This window comes from Nocardioides sp. Z38_18 (genome assembly GCF_058215695.1).
Genome location: NZ_JBZAJE010000002.1, coordinates 582,214 through 600,935, shown reverse-complemented (window position 1 = coordinate 600,935; position 18,722 = coordinate 582,214). Strand labels below are relative to the sequence as shown.

At 70.1% G+C, this 18,722-nt stretch carries 15 protein-coding genes; 14 read left to right on the top strand and 1 reads right to left on the bottom strand.

Going from position 1 to position 18,722, the window contains the following annotated elements; all coding sequences use genetic code 11:
* Window positions 1-39 precede the first annotated feature (39 nt).
* From AC4BGC_RS14010 to leuC, 11 genes are all read left to right on the top strand, one after another.
* On the top strand, window positions 40-1,755 hold the full coding sequence (locus AC4BGC_RS14010; RefSeq protein ID WP_490557186.1) for a dipeptide/oligopeptide/nickel ABC transporter permease/ATP-binding protein: 1,716 nt from the start codon (window positions 40-42) through the stop codon (window positions 1,753-1,755).
* Window positions 1,752-2,777: an ABC transporter ATP-binding protein gene (locus AC4BGC_RS14005; RefSeq protein WP_490556312.1), complete on the top strand. Its 1,026-nt coding sequence runs from the start codon at window positions 1,752-1,754 to the stop codon at window positions 2,775-2,777. The genes AC4BGC_RS14010 and AC4BGC_RS14005 overlap by 4 nt, the downstream gene beginning before the upstream one ends.
* Window positions 2,774-4,459: a long-chain fatty acid--CoA ligase gene (locus AC4BGC_RS14000; protein WP_490556311.1), complete on the top strand. Its 1,686-nt coding sequence runs from the start codon at window positions 2,774-2,776 to the stop codon at window positions 4,457-4,459. Before AC4BGC_RS14005 ends, AC4BGC_RS14000 begins: the two co-directional genes overlap by 4 nt.
* 78 nt (window positions 4,460-4,537) lie before the next feature.
* Window positions 4,538-6,322, top strand: a complete 1,785-nt coding sequence (locus tag AC4BGC_RS13995) for a helix-turn-helix domain-containing protein (RefSeq protein ID WP_490556310.1) — start codon at window positions 4,538-4,540, stop codon at window positions 6,320-6,322.
* 89 nt (window positions 6,323-6,411) lie between these two features.
* Entirely contained in the window at window positions 6,412-8,118 is a 1,707-nt protein-coding gene (locus AC4BGC_RS13990) for a phytoene desaturase family protein (protein WP_490556309.1), read from the top strand.
* Window positions 8,119-8,164: 46 nt separating this feature from the next.
* Entirely contained in the window at window positions 8,165-8,617 is a 453-nt protein-coding gene (locus AC4BGC_RS13985) for a Fur family transcriptional regulator (protein WP_490556308.1), read from the top strand.
* Entirely contained in the window at window positions 8,614-10,884 is a 2,271-nt protein-coding gene (gene katG / locus AC4BGC_RS13980; RefSeq protein WP_490556307.1) for a catalase/peroxidase HPI, read from the top strand. Before AC4BGC_RS13985 ends, katG begins: the two co-directional genes overlap by 4 nt.
* A gap of 125 nt (window positions 10,885-11,009) precedes the next feature.
* On the top strand, window positions 11,010-12,656 hold the full coding sequence (locus AC4BGC_RS13975) for a GMC oxidoreductase (RefSeq protein ID WP_490556306.1): 1,647 nt from the start codon (window positions 11,010-11,012) through the stop codon (window positions 12,654-12,656).
* Window positions 12,657-12,664: 8 nt separating this feature from the next.
* The gene (locus AC4BGC_RS13970) at window positions 12,665-13,114 is read left to right on the top strand and encodes a hypothetical protein (RefSeq protein WP_490556305.1); all 450 of its coding nucleotides are present in this window, start codon (window positions 12,665-12,667) and stop codon (window positions 13,112-13,114) included.
* A gap of 129 nt (window positions 13,115-13,243) precedes the next feature.
* Complete coding sequence (locus tag AC4BGC_RS13965) at window positions 13,244-13,948, top strand: SDR family oxidoreductase (protein WP_490556304.1); 705 nt, start codon at window positions 13,244-13,246, stop codon at window positions 13,946-13,948.
* A 5-nt stretch (window positions 13,949-13,953) separates the two neighbouring features.
* Entirely contained in the window at window positions 13,954-15,408 is a 1,455-nt protein-coding gene (gene leuC, locus AC4BGC_RS13960) for a 3-isopropylmalate dehydratase large subunit (protein ID WP_490556303.1), read from the top strand.
* A 22-nt stretch (window positions 15,409-15,430) separates the two neighbouring features.
* On the opposite strand, the gene AC4BGC_RS13955 is transcribed toward leuC, so the two are convergent.
* Window positions 15,431-16,297: an aspartate/glutamate racemase family protein gene (locus AC4BGC_RS13955; RefSeq protein ID WP_490556302.1), complete on the bottom strand. Its 867-nt coding sequence runs from the start codon at window positions 16,295-16,297 to the stop codon at window positions 15,431-15,433.
* A 191-nt stretch (window positions 16,298-16,488) separates the two neighbouring features.
* Between AC4BGC_RS13955 and AC4BGC_RS13950 the strand changes: the two genes are divergently transcribed.
* Genes AC4BGC_RS13950 through AC4BGC_RS13940 form a run of 3 tightly spaced genes read left to right on the top strand, consistent with a single transcriptional unit; the run spans window position 16,489 to window position 18,715 of the window.
* The gene (locus AC4BGC_RS13950; protein WP_490556301.1) at window positions 16,489-17,142 is read left to right on the top strand and encodes a carboxymuconolactone decarboxylase family protein; all 654 of its coding nucleotides are present in this window, start codon (window positions 16,489-16,491) and stop codon (window positions 17,140-17,142) included.
* Window positions 17,142-17,528 (top strand): DUF6285 domain-containing protein, encoded by a 387-nt coding sequence (locus AC4BGC_RS13945; RefSeq protein WP_490556300.1) that lies wholly within the window; start codon window positions 17,142-17,144, stop codon window positions 17,526-17,528. The genes AC4BGC_RS13950 and AC4BGC_RS13945 overlap by 1 nt, the downstream gene beginning before the upstream one ends.
* Window positions 17,525-18,715 (top strand): acyl-CoA dehydrogenase family protein, encoded by a 1,191-nt coding sequence (locus tag AC4BGC_RS13940; RefSeq protein ID WP_490556299.1) that lies wholly within the window; start codon window positions 17,525-17,527, stop codon window positions 18,713-18,715. Before AC4BGC_RS13945 ends, AC4BGC_RS13940 begins: the two co-directional genes overlap by 4 nt.
* Window positions 18,716-18,722 lie beyond the last annotated feature (7 nt).

The following is an 18,722-nucleotide window of genomic DNA, read 5'->3' as shown; positions in this document are numbered from 1 at the left end:
CTGAGTCGCCTGATCCACGCGACTCGCCTGTCGATGACCGTGGCCTTCGCAGCTGTGGGTCTTGCCCTGCTCTTCGCGGTGCCCCTGGGCCTGGTTGCCGGGTACTTCGGGGGCAGGGTCGACTACGTCCTGATGAGGCTGATGGATGCGGCACTCAGCTTTCCCCCGCTGGTGCTGGCACTGTCGCTGGTGGGTGTGCTCGGACCCGGCACCTGGAAGATCGTCCTGGCCCTGGCCTTCGTGTTCGCTCCCCAGATCGCGCGCCTCGTGAGAGGCGAGGCGATGGCGATCCGGGAGGAGACCTACGTCGAGGCATCCCGGAGCGTCGGGTCCTCGGACCGGTGGATCATCTCGCACCGGGTCCTGCCGAACCTCATCTCACCGCTGGTGATCGCGGTCGCGTTCGCCATGGCAGCGGCCCTGCTCGCGGAGGCAGCCCTGAGCTATCTCGGTCTCGGGGCGCAGCCGCCCGACGCGAGCTGGGGCAACATGCTCAGGCGCGCCTACGACAAGGCGCTGTTCACGCACCCGTGGCAGCTCGTCTTCCCCGGGCTCGCCATTGCTGTCACGGTTCTCGCGGCCACCTCGCTGGCCGAGGGAGTCCGGGGCGCCATGGGCGCGGAGGGCAAGAAGGTGCGCATGGGTCGGGGCGACGTCCGCGGCCTCACGACGGTCGCGCGGTCGGCTGCCCAGCCCACCTCGGTGCGCGAGCCCGAGGCGTCCGCCCCCCAGCACCTCCTCGAGGTCAAGGACCTCGGTGTGGAGTTCCGGACGAAGAGCGGTACCCGCCAGGTCACCCACGGGGTCTCGTTGCACCTGGATCGCGGGGAGGTCCTCGGGCTGGTGGGCGAGAGCGGCTCCGGCAAGTCGGTGACCTCGATGTCCATCGTGCGCCTGCTCGCATCCCCACCGGCACGCATCGTCTCCGGACAGGTTCTCTGGCGTGGACAGGACCTGTTGCAGATGTCGTTCCGGGACGTGATCGGCCTCCGTGGCAAGTCGATCGGGACGATCTTCCAGGATCCGATGACCAGCCTCGACCCCAACTTCACGATCGGGAACCAGCTGGTGGAAGCGGTGCGGTTGCACCGGCGTACCAGTCGCAAGGGAGCCGAAACAGCGGCCGTGGAGCTGCTGGAGCAGGTCGGGATCCCTGAGGCTCGGAGCCGGATGCGCGACTATCCGCACAACCTCTCCGGGGGAATGCGCCAACGGGTGATGATCGCGATGGCACTCGCCGGCGGGCCTGAGCTCCTGATCGCCGACGAGCCGACCACGGCGCTGGACGTCACGGTCCAGGCGCAGATCTTGGAGCTCCTCCAGAAGCTGCAGTCTGAGCTGGACCTGTCCATCCTGCTGGTCACCCACGACCTGGGCGTGGTGGCGCAGCAGTGCCAGCGCGTAGTGGTCATGTACGCGGGTCAGATCGTCGAAGAAGCTGGCGTCTACGACCTGTTCGCGCGACCGCAGCATCCCTACACCGAGGGCTTGTTGCAGGCGATGCCGCAGATCGGTCGGAAGGACGAACGGCTCCGGGTCATTCCCGGGTCCGTCCCGGAACCCGGCGAACGGCCTCCCGGCTGCGTCTTCAGCAACAGGTGCGCCTACGCGACCACCAGCTGCACGCAGGGTGAGATCCCGTTGCTGGAGGTGTCGCCCGGGCGCTGGACCCGTTGCATCCGGCACGACGAGCTGGTCCTGGAAGGGGCAGACATGCAGACACGCGATCCCCTGCACCTCGAGGAGCGCGCATGACCGGGGCTGGGGTTCGGGTCCTGGAGGCGAGGGACCTCACCAAGGTCTTCGCCGTCGGCCGAGGAAGGCGCAGGAAGGCGCGGAAGGTGCACGCCGTCAACGGGGTGAGCCTGCACCTCGACCGGGGCGAGACCCTGGGTCTGGTGGGCGAGTCGGGTTCCGGCAAGAGCACCCTTGCGCGCATGGTCATGGGGCTGATCGAGCCCACGTCCGGCACGGTGCGACCGCCGGGTGCAACCGAACCCGTCCCGGGGACGGAGCGCGTTCGCCGTCGTGACATGCAGATGGTCTTCCAGGATCCGCACTCCTCGTTCGACCCGCTCGCGACGATCGGCAGCAGCATCGCCGAGCCGCTCAAGGTCCACCTGCAGGTGGGTGGCCCTGCGGCCAGGACCGCGGTGCGTGATGCTCTCGAGCTCGTCGGTCTCCCCGTCTCCTTCGAGGCCCGCTATCCGGGGGAGATGTCGGGAGGGCAGCTGCAACGAGCGGCCATTGCGAGAGCGCTCATCGTGGAACCCGAAGTCCTGGTGCTCGACGAACCGGTCAGCGCCCTGGATGTCTCCACCCAGGCGCAGATCGTCAACCTGCTCCAGGACCTCCAGAGACAGCTGGGCACGGCCTACCTGTTCATTGCCCACGACCTGTCCGTCGTGCAGCACATCAGCGACCGGATCGCCGTGATGTACCTGGGCGAGATCGTGGAGGAGGGGAGCGGGGAGCAGGTCCACGGGGTCCCCTCGCACCCGTACACGCAAGCCCTGCTCTCGGCGGTCCCGGTGCCGGATCCCGTCCGACAACGCACCCGGCAGCGGATCGTGCTCAGCGGAACCATCCCCTCGCCACTGGACCTGCCGCCGGGTTGCCACTTCCACTCCCGGTGCGCCCATGCCATGGAGATCTGCACGACCGACCCGCCGGCGATGCGGCCATCGCCCGGCGACACGCAGGTCAGGTGTCACCTCTATCCCGATGCACGCAGCCCGGTGGACCTGGGCGTGGCCGAACAGTTCATCCGACCATGACCGAGGAGCAGCCCATGTACGGCACCATGCAGCGTGAACCACTCGTCGTCTCCAGCATCATGGAGTACGGGCGCCGTTACTTTCCCGACAGCGTCGTCGCAACGCTCGACCCCACTGGCACGGTGCACGATCGGACCTTCGAGAGCGTTGCCTCCTGGGCAGGCAGACTCGCCAACGCGCTGCAGGCCTGTGGGGTCACGGCCGGGGACAGGGTCGCGACCCTCTGCTGGAACCACGCACGGCACTTGGAGGCCTACCTCGCGGTTCCCTGCATGGGAGGAGTGCTGCTCACGCTGAACCTGCGACTGGGTGGTGACCAGCTGCGGGCGATCGTGTCGGACGCCGAGCCCAAGGTGCTGGTCGTCGATGCATCGTTGCTCGACGTCGCCCGGTCCTTCCTTGGCGACGACGCCTGCGGGATCGAGCACGTGATCGTCGTGGAGGACGAACCATCCGCGTCATCTGCCCTCGACTGCGACGTCCCGGTGCATCGCTACGAGGTGGCAGTCGGCGAGCAGTCTTCCGAGTTCGACTGGCCCGAGCTCGACGAGAACCTCGGTGCCGTCATGTGCTACACGACCGGCACGACCGGTCCTCCCAAGGGCGTCGTCTACTCGCATCGATCGATCTACCTGCACTCCGTGGCCGCATGCACGACGAACAGCTTCGCGATCGGTGAGGTGGACCGGGTCCTCGTGGTGGTGCCGATGTTCCACGCCAACGCCTGGGGCATCCCCTTCTCTGCGTGGCTCAGCGGTGCCGACATCGTCTTCCCGGGCGCCTCCCTCGGGGGTGCCCAGCTCGCGGGCCTGATCCAGGCCGAGCGCGCCACCTTCGCAGCAGCGGTGCCAACCATCTGGACCTCGATCCTCGACGAGGTGCGCACCGGAGGCCACGACCTCTCGAGCATGCGGATGGTGGTCAGTGGCGGCTCCGCCACCTCTCTCGCCCTGATCGAGCGGTGGACGTCGACCACCGGTGTGCCCATGGTCCAGGGGTGGGGGATGACCGAGACGAGCCCGCTGGCCGCCTTGGCCAGGGCACCCAAGAGCGCCTCGGACCCGGCAGAGATTCGGTCCTGGCACAGCAAGACGGGCCGCGGGGTGTTCGGTGTCGCGATGCGCTTGGTGGACGACACGGGCTCACCCGTGCCGTGGGGCACTGAAGAGGTGGGAGAGGTGCAGGTGCAGGGGCCCTGGATCACCGGTGAGTACTACCGGGGTGCGTCGCCGGAGAGCTTCGACGACGGCTGGCTACGCACCGGTGACGTGGGGCGGATCGATGCGGACGGCTATCTGCAGATCACTGACCGCGCCAAGGACGTGATCAAGTCAGGAGGGGAGTGGGTCTCGTCGGTGGAGCTCGAGGGTCATCTGCAAACCCACCCTGACGTGGTCGAGGTCGCCGTGATCGGTGTGCCCGATGAGCGCTGGGAGGAACGGCCGATGGTGTTCGTCATCACCGGCGAGGATTCTCCCGGCGCGTCCGGCCTGGCGGCGCACCTGCGGCCGCTCGTGCCGAAGTGGTGGGTCCCAGAACGCTGGTCGTTCGTCGACTCGATCCCGAAGACGGGGGTCGGCAAGATCGACAAGAAGCGGCTCCGGGAGATTTATGCGCGTCGGGAGGGCGCCCTCGTGGTGGAGGAGACGAGCGCCCGGAAGGTGGATTCCGCCGAGGGGTAGCGTGTGGCCGTGCTTTCGCAGGCTTCCGGGAACGAGTCGCCTCAGGAGCGGAGTCGTCCGGACTCGCTGGCTGAGTGGGTGCGTGAGCTGAGTGACCTGTTCAACCAGGTCAACAACTTCAGCGACGTGGGCGACTTCCTCAGCCTGGTCGCCGAGATGGCCACCCGGCTGACCCAGTGCGACGGTGCGATGGTCCTGCTGATGGACGACGCGGAGAGCATGAGGAACGCAGCGACCTTCGGCATCTCCAGCGAGTACGCCGCCATCGTGACCGACCCCCAGCGCCTAGCGGAATCCTCTTCGCACGCCAACATCCGGGCTGCCTGGGAGTCGGGAAGACCCGTCCTGGTGGAGGACATCGAAACCGATCCCGGCCTCACCCACTGGGTGCGTGTCGCCCGGAAGGAGGGCATCCTGTCAGTCGGCACCTTCCCCATGCGATCCCTGGGCCGCAGCATCGGGGTGATCAACATCTACCGCCGCACGTCGCATCGGTTCGAGCCGTTCGAGTGCACCCTGATCTCGACCCTGGCCGACGCCGCCACAGCCGGTGTGCGGTTGTCCTCGTGGGCCATCGAGAAGAGCCAGAAGGTCAAGGAGCTCGAACGGCTGACCAGCGTCAGGGCGCGGGAGGAGACCTTGATCGAGGCGCTTCTCGGCGTCGTGCTGGCCCATGGCGGTTTCGACGACATCGCTCGCTCCCTCCAGGCCGAGCTCGGGGGAGAGCTGTTGATCGAGGACCCGTCGGGTCGGCTCCTGGCGATGGTCTCCGAGGCCTCGAGCGAGGGTGCCCTGAGGATGATGGTCCTGGCGCACCGCGCCGGCGAGCTGGCCGGGGAACCGGTTGCGGCCTCTCCGGTCTTCCAGGAGATCAGGCTGGCCAACGGAGGTTGGTCCCTCTACCTCCGTGACGTCCGCATGGACGGTCTCGAGGTGGCCAGGATCTGGTCGCTGCCTCAGGACCGGGACCAGGGACTCACGCCACGCAAGGTGCTGGACTACGGAGCCGTGGCCTCCTCTCTGGCGCTTCTGGGGCGCACCGTGGAGGAGCGCGACCGTCAGACCAACCTCACCGAGCTGTGCGTGAACCTGGTCAACGCCCAGACCGATGCGCAGCGCGAGGTGGTACAGGCGCAGGCTGCGCATCTGGGACTGGACCTGACCTCTCCGCAGTTCATGCTCGCGGCTGTGCCCCGGGCTGCGACTCCGGAGCTGGAGCTGTATGGCTTCACCGCGACGTTCCGTCGGGTGCTGCCGCCCGAGGGTGTCCTGATGGGGGTCGTACGCCAGTCGGTCTGCCTGTTGCTCCCGACGGCGTCGGTCGAGGGGGGCGCGGCCGAGAGGCTCATCCGTCAGCTGGTCAACGTGGTGCCCGACAAATGGGTCCTCGTGATCATCGGGGAGACCCCCTTGGGGAGTGTCGAGAAGAACCTGCAGCTTGCGGTGTCTCTCGCGCAGTCGAGTGACGAGTCCTTCCACCACTCGCCGACGATCGACGTCCGCGAGCTGGGCGTGCTGCGGCTGCTGTACCAGGTCGGCGACCGGGACTCTCTCCTCGCGGTGCGCAACTTCACCATCGGGCCTCTGCTCACCTACGACGAGGCGCACGGGTCAGGTCTGGTGGAAACGCTGCGCTGCTTCCTCGACAACAACATGCGGAACAAGGAGACGGCCCGCGCCCTCAACGTCCACCCGAACACGCTTCGTTACCGGCTGGGCAGGATCGAGAAGATCCTCGACGTGGAGCTTCGCTCTCCGCGGGACCTGCTCAACCTCGAGTTCGGCGCGCAGGTGCATCGCGTTCTCACCCAGCCGGGGCACGGTGGCCCAGGAGGTCAGCCCCGGCCCGAGTCGATGTCCTGAGTCACCTCACGGAGGGTGGCACCTTGGCGAGACACGCCACAGGGAGTTAACTGGAGTCCGACTCCAGATCACTCCCCGAAGGTGCCCCCATGACGCAGACCACGACGCCCCCGACCTCGAGGACCGAGCCGGGTGAGGCCGAGGAGACCTGGGACGCGGTGGTGGTGGGAGCAGGCCCGGGCGGCCTGACCTGTGCGGCGTACCTCGCGGCCAACGGCAGGAGGGTGCTGGTGCTCGAGGCCAACCAGGTCGTCGGCGGCAGCACCCAGGTCTTCCGCCGCGCGGGCAACAAGTTCGAGTTCGACGTCGGCACCCACTACGTCGGGGAGTGCGGCCCCGGCGGCCGGATGCAGACCGCGCTCTCCGGCCTGGCGCTGACCGAGCGGATCAAGTGGCTGCGCCAGCGCCCCGAGGGCCACTGCCAGATCATGATCCCGGGCACGACGTTCCAGACGCCGACCGGCTGGAACACCTACCTCGAGCGCCTGATCGCGGCCTTCCCCGACGAGGAGGCCGGCCTGCGCCGCTGCGTCGAGATCATGCGCATCATCGCGGCCGGCGAGCAGCCGCGCCGGCGTCCGTTGACGCTGCTGCGCTGGGGGGTTCGGCCGGTCACGAAGCTGATGGCCGCGTGCGGGCTCAGCGCCGACGCCCAGGCCGTGATCCTCGCGGAGAACGGCGACTACACCTGGCCCCCGCACCGGACTCCTACCGCGATGCACGCCGGCTTCCTGCACCACTACCTCCAGGCGGGTGCGTACTACCCGCGCGGCGGTGGCCAGATGATCGGCGCGCACCTCACCGACGTGATCACGACCCACGGCGGCAAGGTCCGCACCAAGACCCGGGTCGAGCAGATCCTGATCGAGGACGGGCGCGCCGTCGGCGTACGTCTGCGCGGGGGAGAGGAGATCCGCTCCGAGGTGGTCGTCTCCGCGGCCGACTTCAAGAAGACGTGGGCCGACCTGGTCGGCGAGGAGCACCTCACCCGGCGGCTGCGCCGCAAGCTGGAGAAGCTCGAGATGACCCTGCCGATGTTCGCGGTGTACGTCGCCCTCGACGTCGACCTGCGCGAGCGGGACACGCCCCCGTTGGCGTGGGTGTGGCCGAACAACGACGTCGACGGGTACTACCGCGAGGTCGCCGCGGGCCGCTGCCCCGAGCAGATGCCTGTCGGGATCAGCTGCCCCACCGCCAAGGATCCCGAGGGCACGCACTCGGCGCCGCCCGGCTACTCGACGCTCGAGCTGGTCAGCTGGGCGCCCAGGGACCACGAGTTCTGGAACGTCGCCGGCGACCCCGGGGACGGGGACGGCTACGGCCGCGACGAGCGCTACCGCCAGGTCAAGGAGGAGCTCACCCAGCGGGTGCTGGACACCGCCGAGCTGATGATCCCGGACCTGCGCGAGCGGATGGTCTTCTGCGAGGCGTCCACGCCGATCACCCAGGAGCGGTTCACCCTCACCACCGACGGGTCCTGCTACGGCATCGCGCCGCTGCTGAGGAACCTCGGCCCGTTCCGGCCGAGGGTCACCACGCACATCCCGGGGCTGTTCCTCGCCGGTGGCAGCACCGAGCACATGTTCGGCATCAACGCCACGATCTGGGGTGGCATGGGCACGGCCGGCACCGTGCTCGGCCGCGACCTGGTGCAGGAGGTGCGCGACGGGGCCGTGTTCGTGGACGAGGCGGACCTCACGCCGATCACCGAGGACTTCGACCCGCTGCTCGCGTCCAAGCCCGGCTCGGTCATCCGCCGCGCGGTGCGTCGCCGACCCCTCACCGGAGCTCGCTGAGGGGGGCAGTCTTGAGTCGTTCCAGACAAGGTCCTACGGTGAGGGCATGTCGGTGTCGGGACTCGAGGGTCGGTTGCGGGAGAAGTCACTGCGCGTGACGGCCCCCCGGCTGGCGGTCCTGGCCGCGGTGCACGAGCACCCGCACGCGGACACGGACACGCTCGCCACCGTGGTGCGATCCAGCCTCGGTTCGGTGTCCCACCAGACCGTCTACGACGTACTGCGCGTCCTCACCGAGGTCGGCCTGGTCAGGCGCATCCAGCCTGCCGGCGCGACCGCTCGCTACGAGGCGCGGGTCAGCGACAACCACCACCACCTCGTGTGCCGCTCGTGCGGCTCGATCGTGGACGTCGACTGCGCGGTGGGACGGGCCCCGTGCCTGCACGCCAGCGACGACCACGGCTTCGCGATCGACGAGGCAGAGGTCATCTACTGGGGCACCTGCCCCGACTGCTCGACAACATCCGCAAGTGAACTCCCGAGAGAAGGAATCAGATGAGCGGCAACCAGGACGAACCCACCAGCCCGCAGGGCGTGGACGCCAAGGCCGAGGCAGGCTGCCCAGTCGCCCACGACTCGGCAACCGCAGGTGGAAGCGAGAGCGAGAACCCCGCGATCGACTCCCCGACTCCCAAGACCGGCGGCCGCCCGCACTCCCTCAAGGACTGGTGGCCCAACTCGCTGGACCTGTCGGTGCTGCACGCACACTCCTCGAAGGGCAACCCGCTGGGCGAGGACTTCCGCTACGACCGCGAGTTCGAGAAGCTCGACGTCGAGGCGCTCAAGCGGGACATCACCGAGGTGCTCACCACCTCGCAGACCTGGTGGCCGGCTGACTTCGGTCACTACGGCGGCCTGATGATCCGGATGAGCTGGCACTCCGCCGGCACCTACCGCATCTACGACGGCCGCGGCGGCGCCGGCGACGGCGGCCAGCGGTTCGCACCGCTGAACAGCTGGCCCGACAACGCCAACCTGGACAAGGCCCGCCGGCTGCTGTGGCCGGTGAAGCAGAAGTACGGCCAGGCGATCTCCTGGGCCGACCTGATCGTGCTCGCGGGCAACGTGGCGCTGGAGTCGATGGGCTTCGAGACCTTCGGCTTCGGCTTCGGGCGTGAGGACGTCTGGGAGCCCGAGGAGATCTTCTGGGGCCCCGAGGACACCTGGCTCGGTGACGAGCGGTACGCCGGCGAGCGTGAGCTCCACGAGTCGCTGGGCGCGGTGCAGATGGGCCTGATCTACGTCAACCCCGAGGGCCCCAACGGCAACCCCGACCCGCTGGCCTCGGCCCGCGACATCCGCGAGACGTTCGCCCGGATGGCGATGAACGACGAGGAGACGGTCGCCCTGATCGCGGGTGGCCACACCTTCGGCAAGACCCACGGAGCCGGCGACGCCAACCTCGTCGGCCCCGAGCCCGAGGCTGCCCCGCTGGAGGAGCAGGGCCTGGGCTGGAAGAGCTCGTTCGGGTCGGGCAAGGGCAAGGACGCGATCACCAGCGGCCTCGAGGTCACCTGGACCGACCGGCCGACCGAGTGGAGCAACCGGTTCTTCGAGATCCTGTTCGGCTTCGAGTGGGAGCTCTCGGAGAGCCCCGCCGGCGCCAAGCAGTGGGTCGCGAAGGACGCGGACGCGATCATCCCCGGGCCGACCCCCGACTCCCCGAAGCGCAAGCCGACGATGCTCACCAGTGACCTCGCACTGCGCTTCGACCCGGCGTACGAGAAGATCTCGCGCCGCTTCCTGGAGAACCCCGAGGAGTTCCGGCTCGCGTTCGCGAAGGCCTGGTACAAGCTGCTCCACCGCGACATGGGTCCGGTCAGCCGCTTCCTCGGACCGTGGGTCGCCGAGCCGCAGCTGTGGCAGGACCCCGTGCCGGCCGTCGACCACGAGCTCGTCACCGAGAGCCAGATCGACGACCTCAAGGCACGCGTGCTGGACTCCGGCCTCACCATCGCCCAGCTGGTCTCGACCGCCTGGGCCTCGGCCGCGAGCTTCCGCAGCACCGACAAGCGCGGTGGCGCCAACGGTGCCCGGATCCGGCTGGAGCCCCAGCGCAACTGGGAGGTCAACCAGCCCGAGCAGCTCGCCACGGTGCTCGAGACCCTCGAGGGCATCCAGAGCGACTTCAACGCCCAGGGCGACGCGAAGGTCTCGCTCGCTGACCTGATCGTCATCGCCGGAGCAGCGGCGGTCGAGAAGGCGGCTCGCGATGCCGGCGTCGAGATCAAGGTGCCGGTCCGTCCCGGTCGCACCGACGCGACGCAGGAGCAGACCGACGTCGACTCCTTCCGGGTGCTGGAGCCGCGGGCCGACGGGTTCCGCAACTACCTGCGTCCCGGGGAGAAGACCCAGCCGGAGATCCTCCTGGTCGACCGCGCCTACATGCTGGACCTGACCGCGCCGGAGATGACCGTCCTCATCGGCGGCCTCCGCGCACTCGGGGCCAACTTCGGCGGCGCCGCGCACGGCGTCCTCACCGACCGCCCGGGCGTGCTCAGCAACGACTTCTTCGCCAACCTGCTCGCCCCCGGCACCCGCTGGAAGGCAGCCGAGGACGCGGAGAACGTCTACGAGATCCGTGACCTGGACACCGACGAGGTGAAGTGGACCGCCACCGCGGTCGACCTCATCTTCGGCTCCAACTCCCAGTTGCGTGCCCTCGCCGAGGTGTACGGCAGCAGCGACGCGACCGAGAAGTTCGTGCAGGACTTCGTCGCGGCGTGGACCAAGGTGATGGAGCTCGACCGCTTCGACCTCGCCTGAGACAACCCACCAGCTGAGCCCGCGGTCCTCCGGGACCGCGGGCTCTGCTGTCTTCTCCCCGGCCTGCGCCCGCGAGTGCCGGGCCCGTGCGGGAGCGCCACGGTGACAGCATTACTGTCCCGGTCATGCCGGAGCTCGATGCAGACGTGGTGGTGGTGGGCAGTGGCTTCGGCGGGGCGGTCGCGGCCCTGCGGCTGACCGAGGCCGGTCACAAGGTGCTGGTCCTGGAGAAGGGCCGGCGCCTCTCCGACGAGGACCTGCTGCGCGCCCGCCGGGACCCGCGCGCCTACCTGTGGCAGCCGGGCGCGGGCCTGCGTGGCTTCTTCTGGCAGCGGATCTTCCGCCACGCCGCGATCATCGGCGCCAGCGGTGTCGGCGGTGGGTCCACCGTCTGGGCCGGGGTGCTGCTCGAGCCGCGCGAGGGCTTCTACACCGACCCCGCCTGGTCGCACCTGCGCCCGGACTGGCGCAGCGAGCTCGCCCCCCACCTCGCGCGCGCGGCTGCCATGCTCGGCCGCGTCGTCACCGGGCACCGCGGCCCGATGGACGAGCACCTCGCCGCCGCTGCCGAGAGCGTCGGGGCCGGTTCGACGTACGGGCCGGTGCCGGTGGCCATCCACTTCGGCCGCGAGGGCGTCACCGAGCCGGACCCGTTCTTCGGGGGCGAGGGGCCGGCCCGGACCGGCTGCCGGCTGTGCGGCGAGTGCCTGCTGGGCTGCCCCTACGGCGCCAAGAACCAGCTCACCCGCAACTACCTGCCGCTCGCCGAGAGGTACGGCGCCGAGGTGCGCGCCGAGCACGAGGTCACCGGGATCCGGCCGTTGCCCGGGGGCGGCTACGAGCTCTCCGTCGCCCACCCGTGGCGGCGTACGCCGATCCCGCCGATCACGGCGAACCGGGTGGTGCTGGCCGCCGGCGTGCTCGGCACCCTCGACCTGCTGTTCCGCTGCCGCGACGAGCTGGGGACGCTGCCGCACGTGTCGCGGATGCTGGGCCGGCGGGTCCGCACCAACAGCGAGGGGCTCACCGCGGTGCTCCAGCCGCCGGGGGAGGACCTCTCCCGGGGGCCGACGATCTCCAGCGACTTCTACCCCGACCCCGACACCCACGTCACCCAGAACCGCTTCGTGGGCGGCTGGCACATGCGGCTCCAGGTGGGACCGATCGTGGACGGCGAGCGCAGGCTGGGCCGGGCCGTGCGGACCCTGGGCAGGCTGGCGGCCGCGCCCGTCTCGCAGGTGCGCCGGATGGCGGCGCGGGACTTCGAGCGGCGGCTCACGGTGCTCACCGTGATGCAGCACCTCGACAACGAGCTGGCCTTCGAGCGACGGAGGTCTCCGGTGCGGCCCTGGCGGCGCGTGCTGCGGTCGCGGGCGGTGCCCGGACGCCAGGCGCCGAGCTACCTGCCGGTGGCGAACGAGGTCACCCGCGCCTTCGCCGAGTCCTCCGGCGGCACCCCGCTGAACCTGCTCGGTGAGACCGTCGGCGGGCTCTCGGTGACCGCGCACATCCTGGGCGGCGCGGTGATGGGCTCCTCGCCCGCCGACGGCGTGATCGACGCCTCGCACGAGGTGTTCGGGCACCCGGGCCTCTACGTCGCCGACGCGAGCACCATCCCCGCGAACCTCGGGGTGAACCCCTCGCTGACGATCACCGCGCTGGCCGAGCGGTTCGCGTCGCTGTTCCCGGCCGCACCCGAGGGCGCCGTACGCCGGGAGCCGATCACCGCGCACCCGGCCGGCACCCCGAACGTCACGGACGGTGCCCGATGAGACACCGCGTGACCGGGGTGCCCGCGCTGTTGCGCGCGTGGTCCAGCCTCCCCGCGCCCGCGCTCGACGACGTGGTCGGCGACCTGCGTGCGGAGTTCGTGGCGCCGCTGCGCCACGTCGCCCCAGGGGGTCTCGGCCTCGTCGGGCTGCCGCGCTGGCACGGCAAGCGGTTCGTGCGGTGCGGACCCGAGGAGCTGGCCGGGGTCAATCTCCTCCGGGCCAGGCACGGCTCTGGTGAGCGGGAGGAGCGGTTGCCGATGCGGGCGGTGCTGGGGGAGGGGATCGCCGACGGCCGGCCCGCCGTGGTGGTGACCTACGCCGCCGACGCACCCCGCCCGTGGCGCTGGGTCCGCGACGAGCTCCGCGTCGGCAGTGACGGGGTGCTCGTCGGCATGTCGTACGTCGACCGCCCGCTGGTTCGCCGCGGCGGGCTGCCGTTCCTGCTCCACCGCGAGTAGGAAGACACGATCCGACCTCGCAATAAGTCGGACAATGCCGCGTCGACGTCGATGATGGTCCACTCGTCCCTGGCAAGGCTCCTCGACTGCTAGCCTGAGCGAACGCTCACTAGCCCAAGGAGTCCTTCGATGACATCGTCACTTGCCGGTTCACGCGTTCTCGTGGTCGGAGGCACGTCCGGGATCGGGCTGGCCGTCGCGGTCATGGCGGCCGGACGTGGCGCGCAGGTCACCGTCGCAGGACGCGACGCAGCGCGGTTGCACGCCGCGACCGAGCAGGTCGGTCAGGGCTGCAGCGGGCGCACGATGGACACCACCGACGACGCCTCGGTCGAGGCATTCTTCGCCTCCGGCGAGGAGTTCGACCACGTGGTCGTGACCGCGGCCAAGCCCGGAGGCGCCTCGCTGAAGGAGCTCCCGATGGACGAGGCGCTGCAGCTGTTCAGCTCGAAGTTCTGGGGCTCCTACCGCGTGGCCAAGGCGGCGACGATCACCCCCGGCGGGTCGATCACGCTGGTCTCCGGACTCGCCGGCCGCCGCCCGCGTCCCAACCGGGTCGTCGTCGGGGCTGCGTGTGCGGCGCTCGAGTCGATGACCCGAGGCCTGGCCCTGGAGCTCGCCCCCGTGCGGGTCAACTGCGTCTCGCCCGGGGTCACCGACACCCCGCTCCTGCGCGCCGGGTTCCCCGACGGCATCGAGCACCTGGCGCAGGCCAGCCCGACCGGTCGCATCGGCACGGCCGACGAGATCGCGATGCAGATCCTCGCGTGCGCCGAGAACGGCTTCATGAGTGGCGCCGTGATCGACCTCGACGGCGCCCGCGCACTGGTCTGAGAGCCGTGACCAGCTCGGTTCCCCAGCCCGGCGATCGCCGCGAGGCGGCTCCGCGCACATTGCTGGGCAAGCTCTGGGGCGACCACGTCGTCGTGGCGGGTGCCGACGGGCCGGACCTGCTCTACGTGGACCTGCACCTGCTCCACGAGATGACCTCACCGCAGGCGTTCCAGGGGCTGCGCGAGAACGACCGCGTCGTACGCCGCCCGGACCTGACCATGGCCACCGAGGACCACAACGTCCCCACCTTCGCCGCCGACGCCGTGGTGAACGATCCCCTGAGCCGGCTACAGCTCGACCTGGTGCGCACGAACTGCACCGACTTCGGGGTGCCGCACCACCCGATGGGGTCGGCCGGCAACGGGATCGTGCACGTCATCGGGCCCGAGCAGGGGCTGAGCCAACCGGGCCTGACCCTGGTCTGCGGTGACTCGCACACCTCCACGCACGGCGCGTTCGGCGCGCTGGCCTTCGGGATCGGCACCAGCGAGGTCGAGCACGTGCTGGCGACCCAGACGCTGTGGATCACGCGCCCGGCGGCCCTGGAGGTCCGTGTCGAGGGCAGCCTGCGCCCTGGTGTGACTGCCAAGGACCTGGCGCTGCACGTCGTGCGCGTGCTGGGGCCCAACGGGGGAGCCGGTGCCGTGGTCGAGTACACCGGTGCAGCGGTCCGGTCGCTGACGATGGAGCAGCGGATGACGCTGTGCAACATGACCATCGAGTGCGGCGCCCGTGCCGGGCTGGTGGCTCCCGACGAGACCACGTTCGCCTATCTGGCCGGACGCCGCCACGCGCCGAGCGGGGAGCAGTGGGACCAGGCCGCGGCGTACTGGCGAACGCTCGTGACCGATCCCGGTGCCGCCTACGACCGCTGCGTGGTGATCGAGGGCGCAGACGTGGTCCCGACCGTCACCTGGGGCACGATGCCCAGCCAGTCGGCGCCGATCGACGGACGGGTGCCCGCACCGCAGGACGCACCCGACGAGGCCGCACGCGAGGCGATCGTCCAGGCGCTGGCCTACATGGACCTGCGCTCCGGTACGCCGATCAAGGACATCGCCGTCGACACGGTGTTCATCGGCTCCTGCACCAACGGGCGGCTCGAGGACCTGCGCGCCGCGGCCGCGGTCCTCCGTGGCCGGTCCGTGGCCACCGGCGTCCGGGCACTCGTCGTGCCGGGCTCCCGTGCGGTCGCCGACGCCGCCGAGGCCGAGGGCCTGGCCGAGGTCTTCACCGCCGCGGGCTTCGAGTGGCGCAGCTCGGGCTGCTCGATGTGCACGGCGATGAACCCCGACGCCCTCGGTCCGGGGAAGCGGTCGGCATCGACCACGAACCGCAACTTCGAGGGGCGCCAGGGGCCGGGGGCGCGCACCCACCTGGTCTCACCCGTGGTCGCCGCTGCGACCGCGGTCCGCGGCCGCCTCGGCTCCCCCGAGGACCTCTGGAGAGAGGACCTCTGAGTCGCCTCAGGACGAGCTCGGCTCAGACGAGCGCGCTCTCGGCGGCTGGGGCGGGGAGGTCGCAGGACGCCGTCCCGTCCTCGCCGAGGACGCACACCGGGCAGTCCTCGTCCTGGCCGGTCATGTTCTGGTCTGCGGTCCGCAGCATCTCGGCCATCATCGGCTGGCGGGTCGAGCGCGGCACCCGGCTGTCCCGGCGGTGCGTCACGCCCCGGGCCACCACGGACTCCAGGGAGCAGTAGCCGGCCGAGGTCGGGTCGACGATGGGGATGCTCGAGCGCTCGGCGAGGGTGCGCGCCACCGGCGACATGCAGTTGCAGCCGAGGATGACCGAGCCGGCGCCCTCTGCGGCGACGGCCTCGATCTCGACGAGGATGCGCTCGATCATGTGCTCGCGGCCGGCCTTCATCTCGGTCAGGAAGTTCTCCTTCTCCGAGAGCGTCGCCTGCTCGGCGGGCGTGGAGACATAGCGCACCGAGGTGCACAGCTGCTCCGCGTGGTTCTCCTGCAGGATCCGGTCGTAGACGAAGTGCATCGTCTCGGGCCAGATCGTGACGATGGCGAAGCGCTCACCGAGACCGAGGGCGGTCTGCACGCTCGCCTGGCCGCACCCGACGATCGGGATGTCGACGGCGGCGCGAGCAGCCGCGATGCCGTAGTCGGGCAGGGCGCCGATCAGGACACCGTCGTAGCCCTCGTCCTGGGCGCGCATGGCCGCCTCGGCGTACGCGAGGTCGGAGAGGAGCAGGTCGGCCCGGTCGACCGGGAACACCCGGATCCCGGTCTCGACGAGGTCGACCTCGTAGCCGTCGTGCACCAGGCCGTCCTCGATGTGCAGGCCGGCCGCCGCAGCGCCCTTAAGGGTGATGTATGCGAGCCGCTTGTTCATCGTGCCTCCGTGGTCATCCGGTGCGCTATCGAGGCGCCAGTATCGTATGCAATTAGGATGCGCGCAAGGACCACCTTCTGGAGGCCTTCGGCGTTTTCCCGTTGTTCCGCAGCGCAGAACAGGCATAGATTGTGTGCAACCGAGTGACTCCGTTCTGGTCGCCCGGCTCATCGAAGAAGGAGACATACCCCGTGCCACGTCTGCGCCAGGTGCCCAGGTCCGAAGTCCAGTCCGACGTCGTGCTCGCCATGTACGACAAGCTCTTCGGCAGCGACCGCGACCCCGTGAGCCAGCCCGGCACCTCCGCGGGAACCCCCGGCAACTGGTGGACCGTGTTTGCGCTCGTCCCGGACATCTTCGAGCACGCGGTCCGCGGCTTCGGGCTCTACCGGAGCCCGGTGCGCCAGCTGGACCCGGTGCTGCGTGAGCTCGGCCAGACCCGGGCAGGCTACCTGCGCGGCAGCCAGTTCGTGTTCTCCCAGCACTGCAAGGCGCTGCGGTCCCTCAAGGTCAGCGAGGAGCGCATCGCGGCGGTCGCCTCGTGGGGCGTCTCGGAGCTGTTCAGCCCGCTGGAACGTGCGGTGCTGGCCTACACCGACTGCCTCGTCGGCGACGGCGGCCGCGTCGACGACGGCACCTTCGAGTACCTCAAGGAGCACCTCGGTGACGAGGTGCTGCTCGAGCTGACCTACATCACCTGCCTCTACGACATGCACGCCGTGATGAGCAAGGCACTGCGCCTGGAGTTCGACGACCGCGAGGAGCCGATCGTGGAGGTCGCCTCGCCGGAGGGCTTCACCGGCTTCGACCTCGGTGCCGCGATCAGCCTCGACGAAGACGCCTGATGACCGGCGCGGGCGAGGCCGGTGAGGCCGGCAGCCTGCCCGGCCTGCACGACGTGCCGACGGCCATCGAGCTGGTGGCCGCGGTCCGGGAGTTCCTCCAGGACGTGGTGGCCGACCAGGTCACCGGCGCGACCCGGTTCCACGCCCGCGTGGCGGCGAACGCGCTGGCCATCGTGGAGCGCGAGCTCGAGCAGGACGGCGCCGACGTCCGCGCCCATGCCGCCCGCCTCTCCGGCCTCGGGTACGCCGACGACACGGCTCTCGCTGCCGCCATCCGCAGTGGCGAGCTCGACCACCGCTCACCAGACCTCACCGAGGCGATCGCCGCCGACGTCGCCGCCAAGCTACGGGTCGCCAACCCCGCCTACCTCCAGGAGCACGCGTGACCTTCGCCGTCCCCGACCACATCCGCCCGCTGCGCGACGAGGTCTACCGGTTCATGGTCGACCGGGTCGAGCCGAACGAGGCGGTCCTGCACGCCGGTGGCGAGGAGGCCGACACCCTCCTCGCGGCCCTCCAGGCCGAGGCCAAGGAGCGCAACCTGTGGGCGCTGGGCCACCCTGCCGAGCTCGGCGGGGGAGGGTTGCCGTTCCTCGACTACGTCTACATCAACGAGGTGCAGGGACGCAGCGAGTACGGCCAGCTCGCCCTGGGCACCTGGACCCTGCAGGACTCGATCATGCTGCACAAGCACGCCAGCCCGAGGTGGCGCGAGGCCTACCTGGAGCCGCTGGTGGCGGGCCGGATCTCGCCGAGCTTCGCGATGACCGAGCCCGACGTCGCCGGCTCCGACCCGACCGCGTTGGAGACAGCTGCGGTGCTCGACGGCGACGAGTGGGTCATCAACGGCACCAAGTGGTTCACGACCGGAGCCGCGAAGGCGGCGTACACGACCGTGATGTGCCGCACCGAGCCCGATGCCCCGACGCACCAGGCGTTCAGCATGATCATCGTCCCGACCGACACCCCCGGCTACCGGATCCTGCGCGACACCACGGTGCTCGGCATCGACAGCGGCCACTACGAGGTGCAGTACGACGACGTCCGGGTCCCGGCCGAGAACATCCTCGGCGAGCGCGGTCACGGCTTCGTGATCGCCCAGGAGCGTCTCGGTCCCGGCCGCATCTTCCACGCGATGCGTTGGCTCGGCCAGGCGCAGCGCGCCTTCGACCTGATGTGCACCCGGCTCAACGAGCGCGTCGCCTTCGGTGGCCCGCTCGCCGACAAGCAGCTGATGCAGCAGCACGTGTTCGACTCCTACACCCAGATCCAGGCCTCACGGCTGCTCACGCTCAAGGCGGCCGAGCAGATGGACCAGGGGGAGCAGGCGCGGGTGGAGATCGGCGCGGTCAAGGTCTTCGGGGCGCACATGCTCCACGACGTCGTGGACCGTGCCCTGCAGGTGTACGGCGCGGCCGGGCTCACCGAGGACACCCCGCTCTCGCACATGTACCGGACCGCACGCTTCGCCCGCCTCTACGACGGTGCCGACGAGGTGCACATCCAGAGCGTCGGGCGCAGGATCCTCAGCGAGTACCGCAAGGGCGGCAGCTGGGAGTTCGGGCTCCGCTGAGCCACGC

Coding starts and splice junctions, on each gene's coding strand:
- AC4BGC_RS14005 (WP_490556312.1), top strand. CDS start 1,752: ATGACCGGGGCTGGGGTTCGGGTCCTGGAGGCGAGGGACCTCACCAAG.
- AC4BGC_RS14000 (WP_490556311.1), top strand. CDS start 2,774: ATGACCGAGGAGCAGCCCATGTACGGCACCATGCAGCGTGAACCACTC.
- AC4BGC_RS13990 (WP_490556309.1), top strand. CDS start 6,412: ATGACGCAGACCACGACGCCCCCGACCTCGAGGACCGAGCCGGGTGAG.
- AC4BGC_RS13985 (WP_490556308.1), top strand. CDS start 8,165: ATGTCGGTGTCGGGACTCGAGGGTCGGTTGCGGGAGAAGTCACTGCGC.
- katG (WP_490556307.1), top strand. CDS start 8,614: ATGAGCGGCAACCAGGACGAACCCACCAGCCCGCAGGGCGTGGACGCC.
- AC4BGC_RS13975 (WP_490556306.1), top strand. CDS start 11,010: ATGCCGGAGCTCGATGCAGACGTGGTGGTGGTGGGCAGTGGCTTCGGC.
- AC4BGC_RS13965 (WP_490556304.1), top strand. CDS start 13,244: ATGACATCGTCACTTGCCGGTTCACGCGTTCTCGTGGTCGGAGGCACG.
- AC4BGC_RS13955 (WP_490556302.1), bottom strand. CDS start 16,297: ATGAACAAGCGGCTCGCATACATCACCCTTAAGGGCGCTGCGGCGGCC.
- AC4BGC_RS13945 (WP_490556300.1), top strand. CDS start 17,142: ATGACCGGCGCGGGCGAGGCCGGTGAGGCCGGCAGCCTGCCCGGCCTG.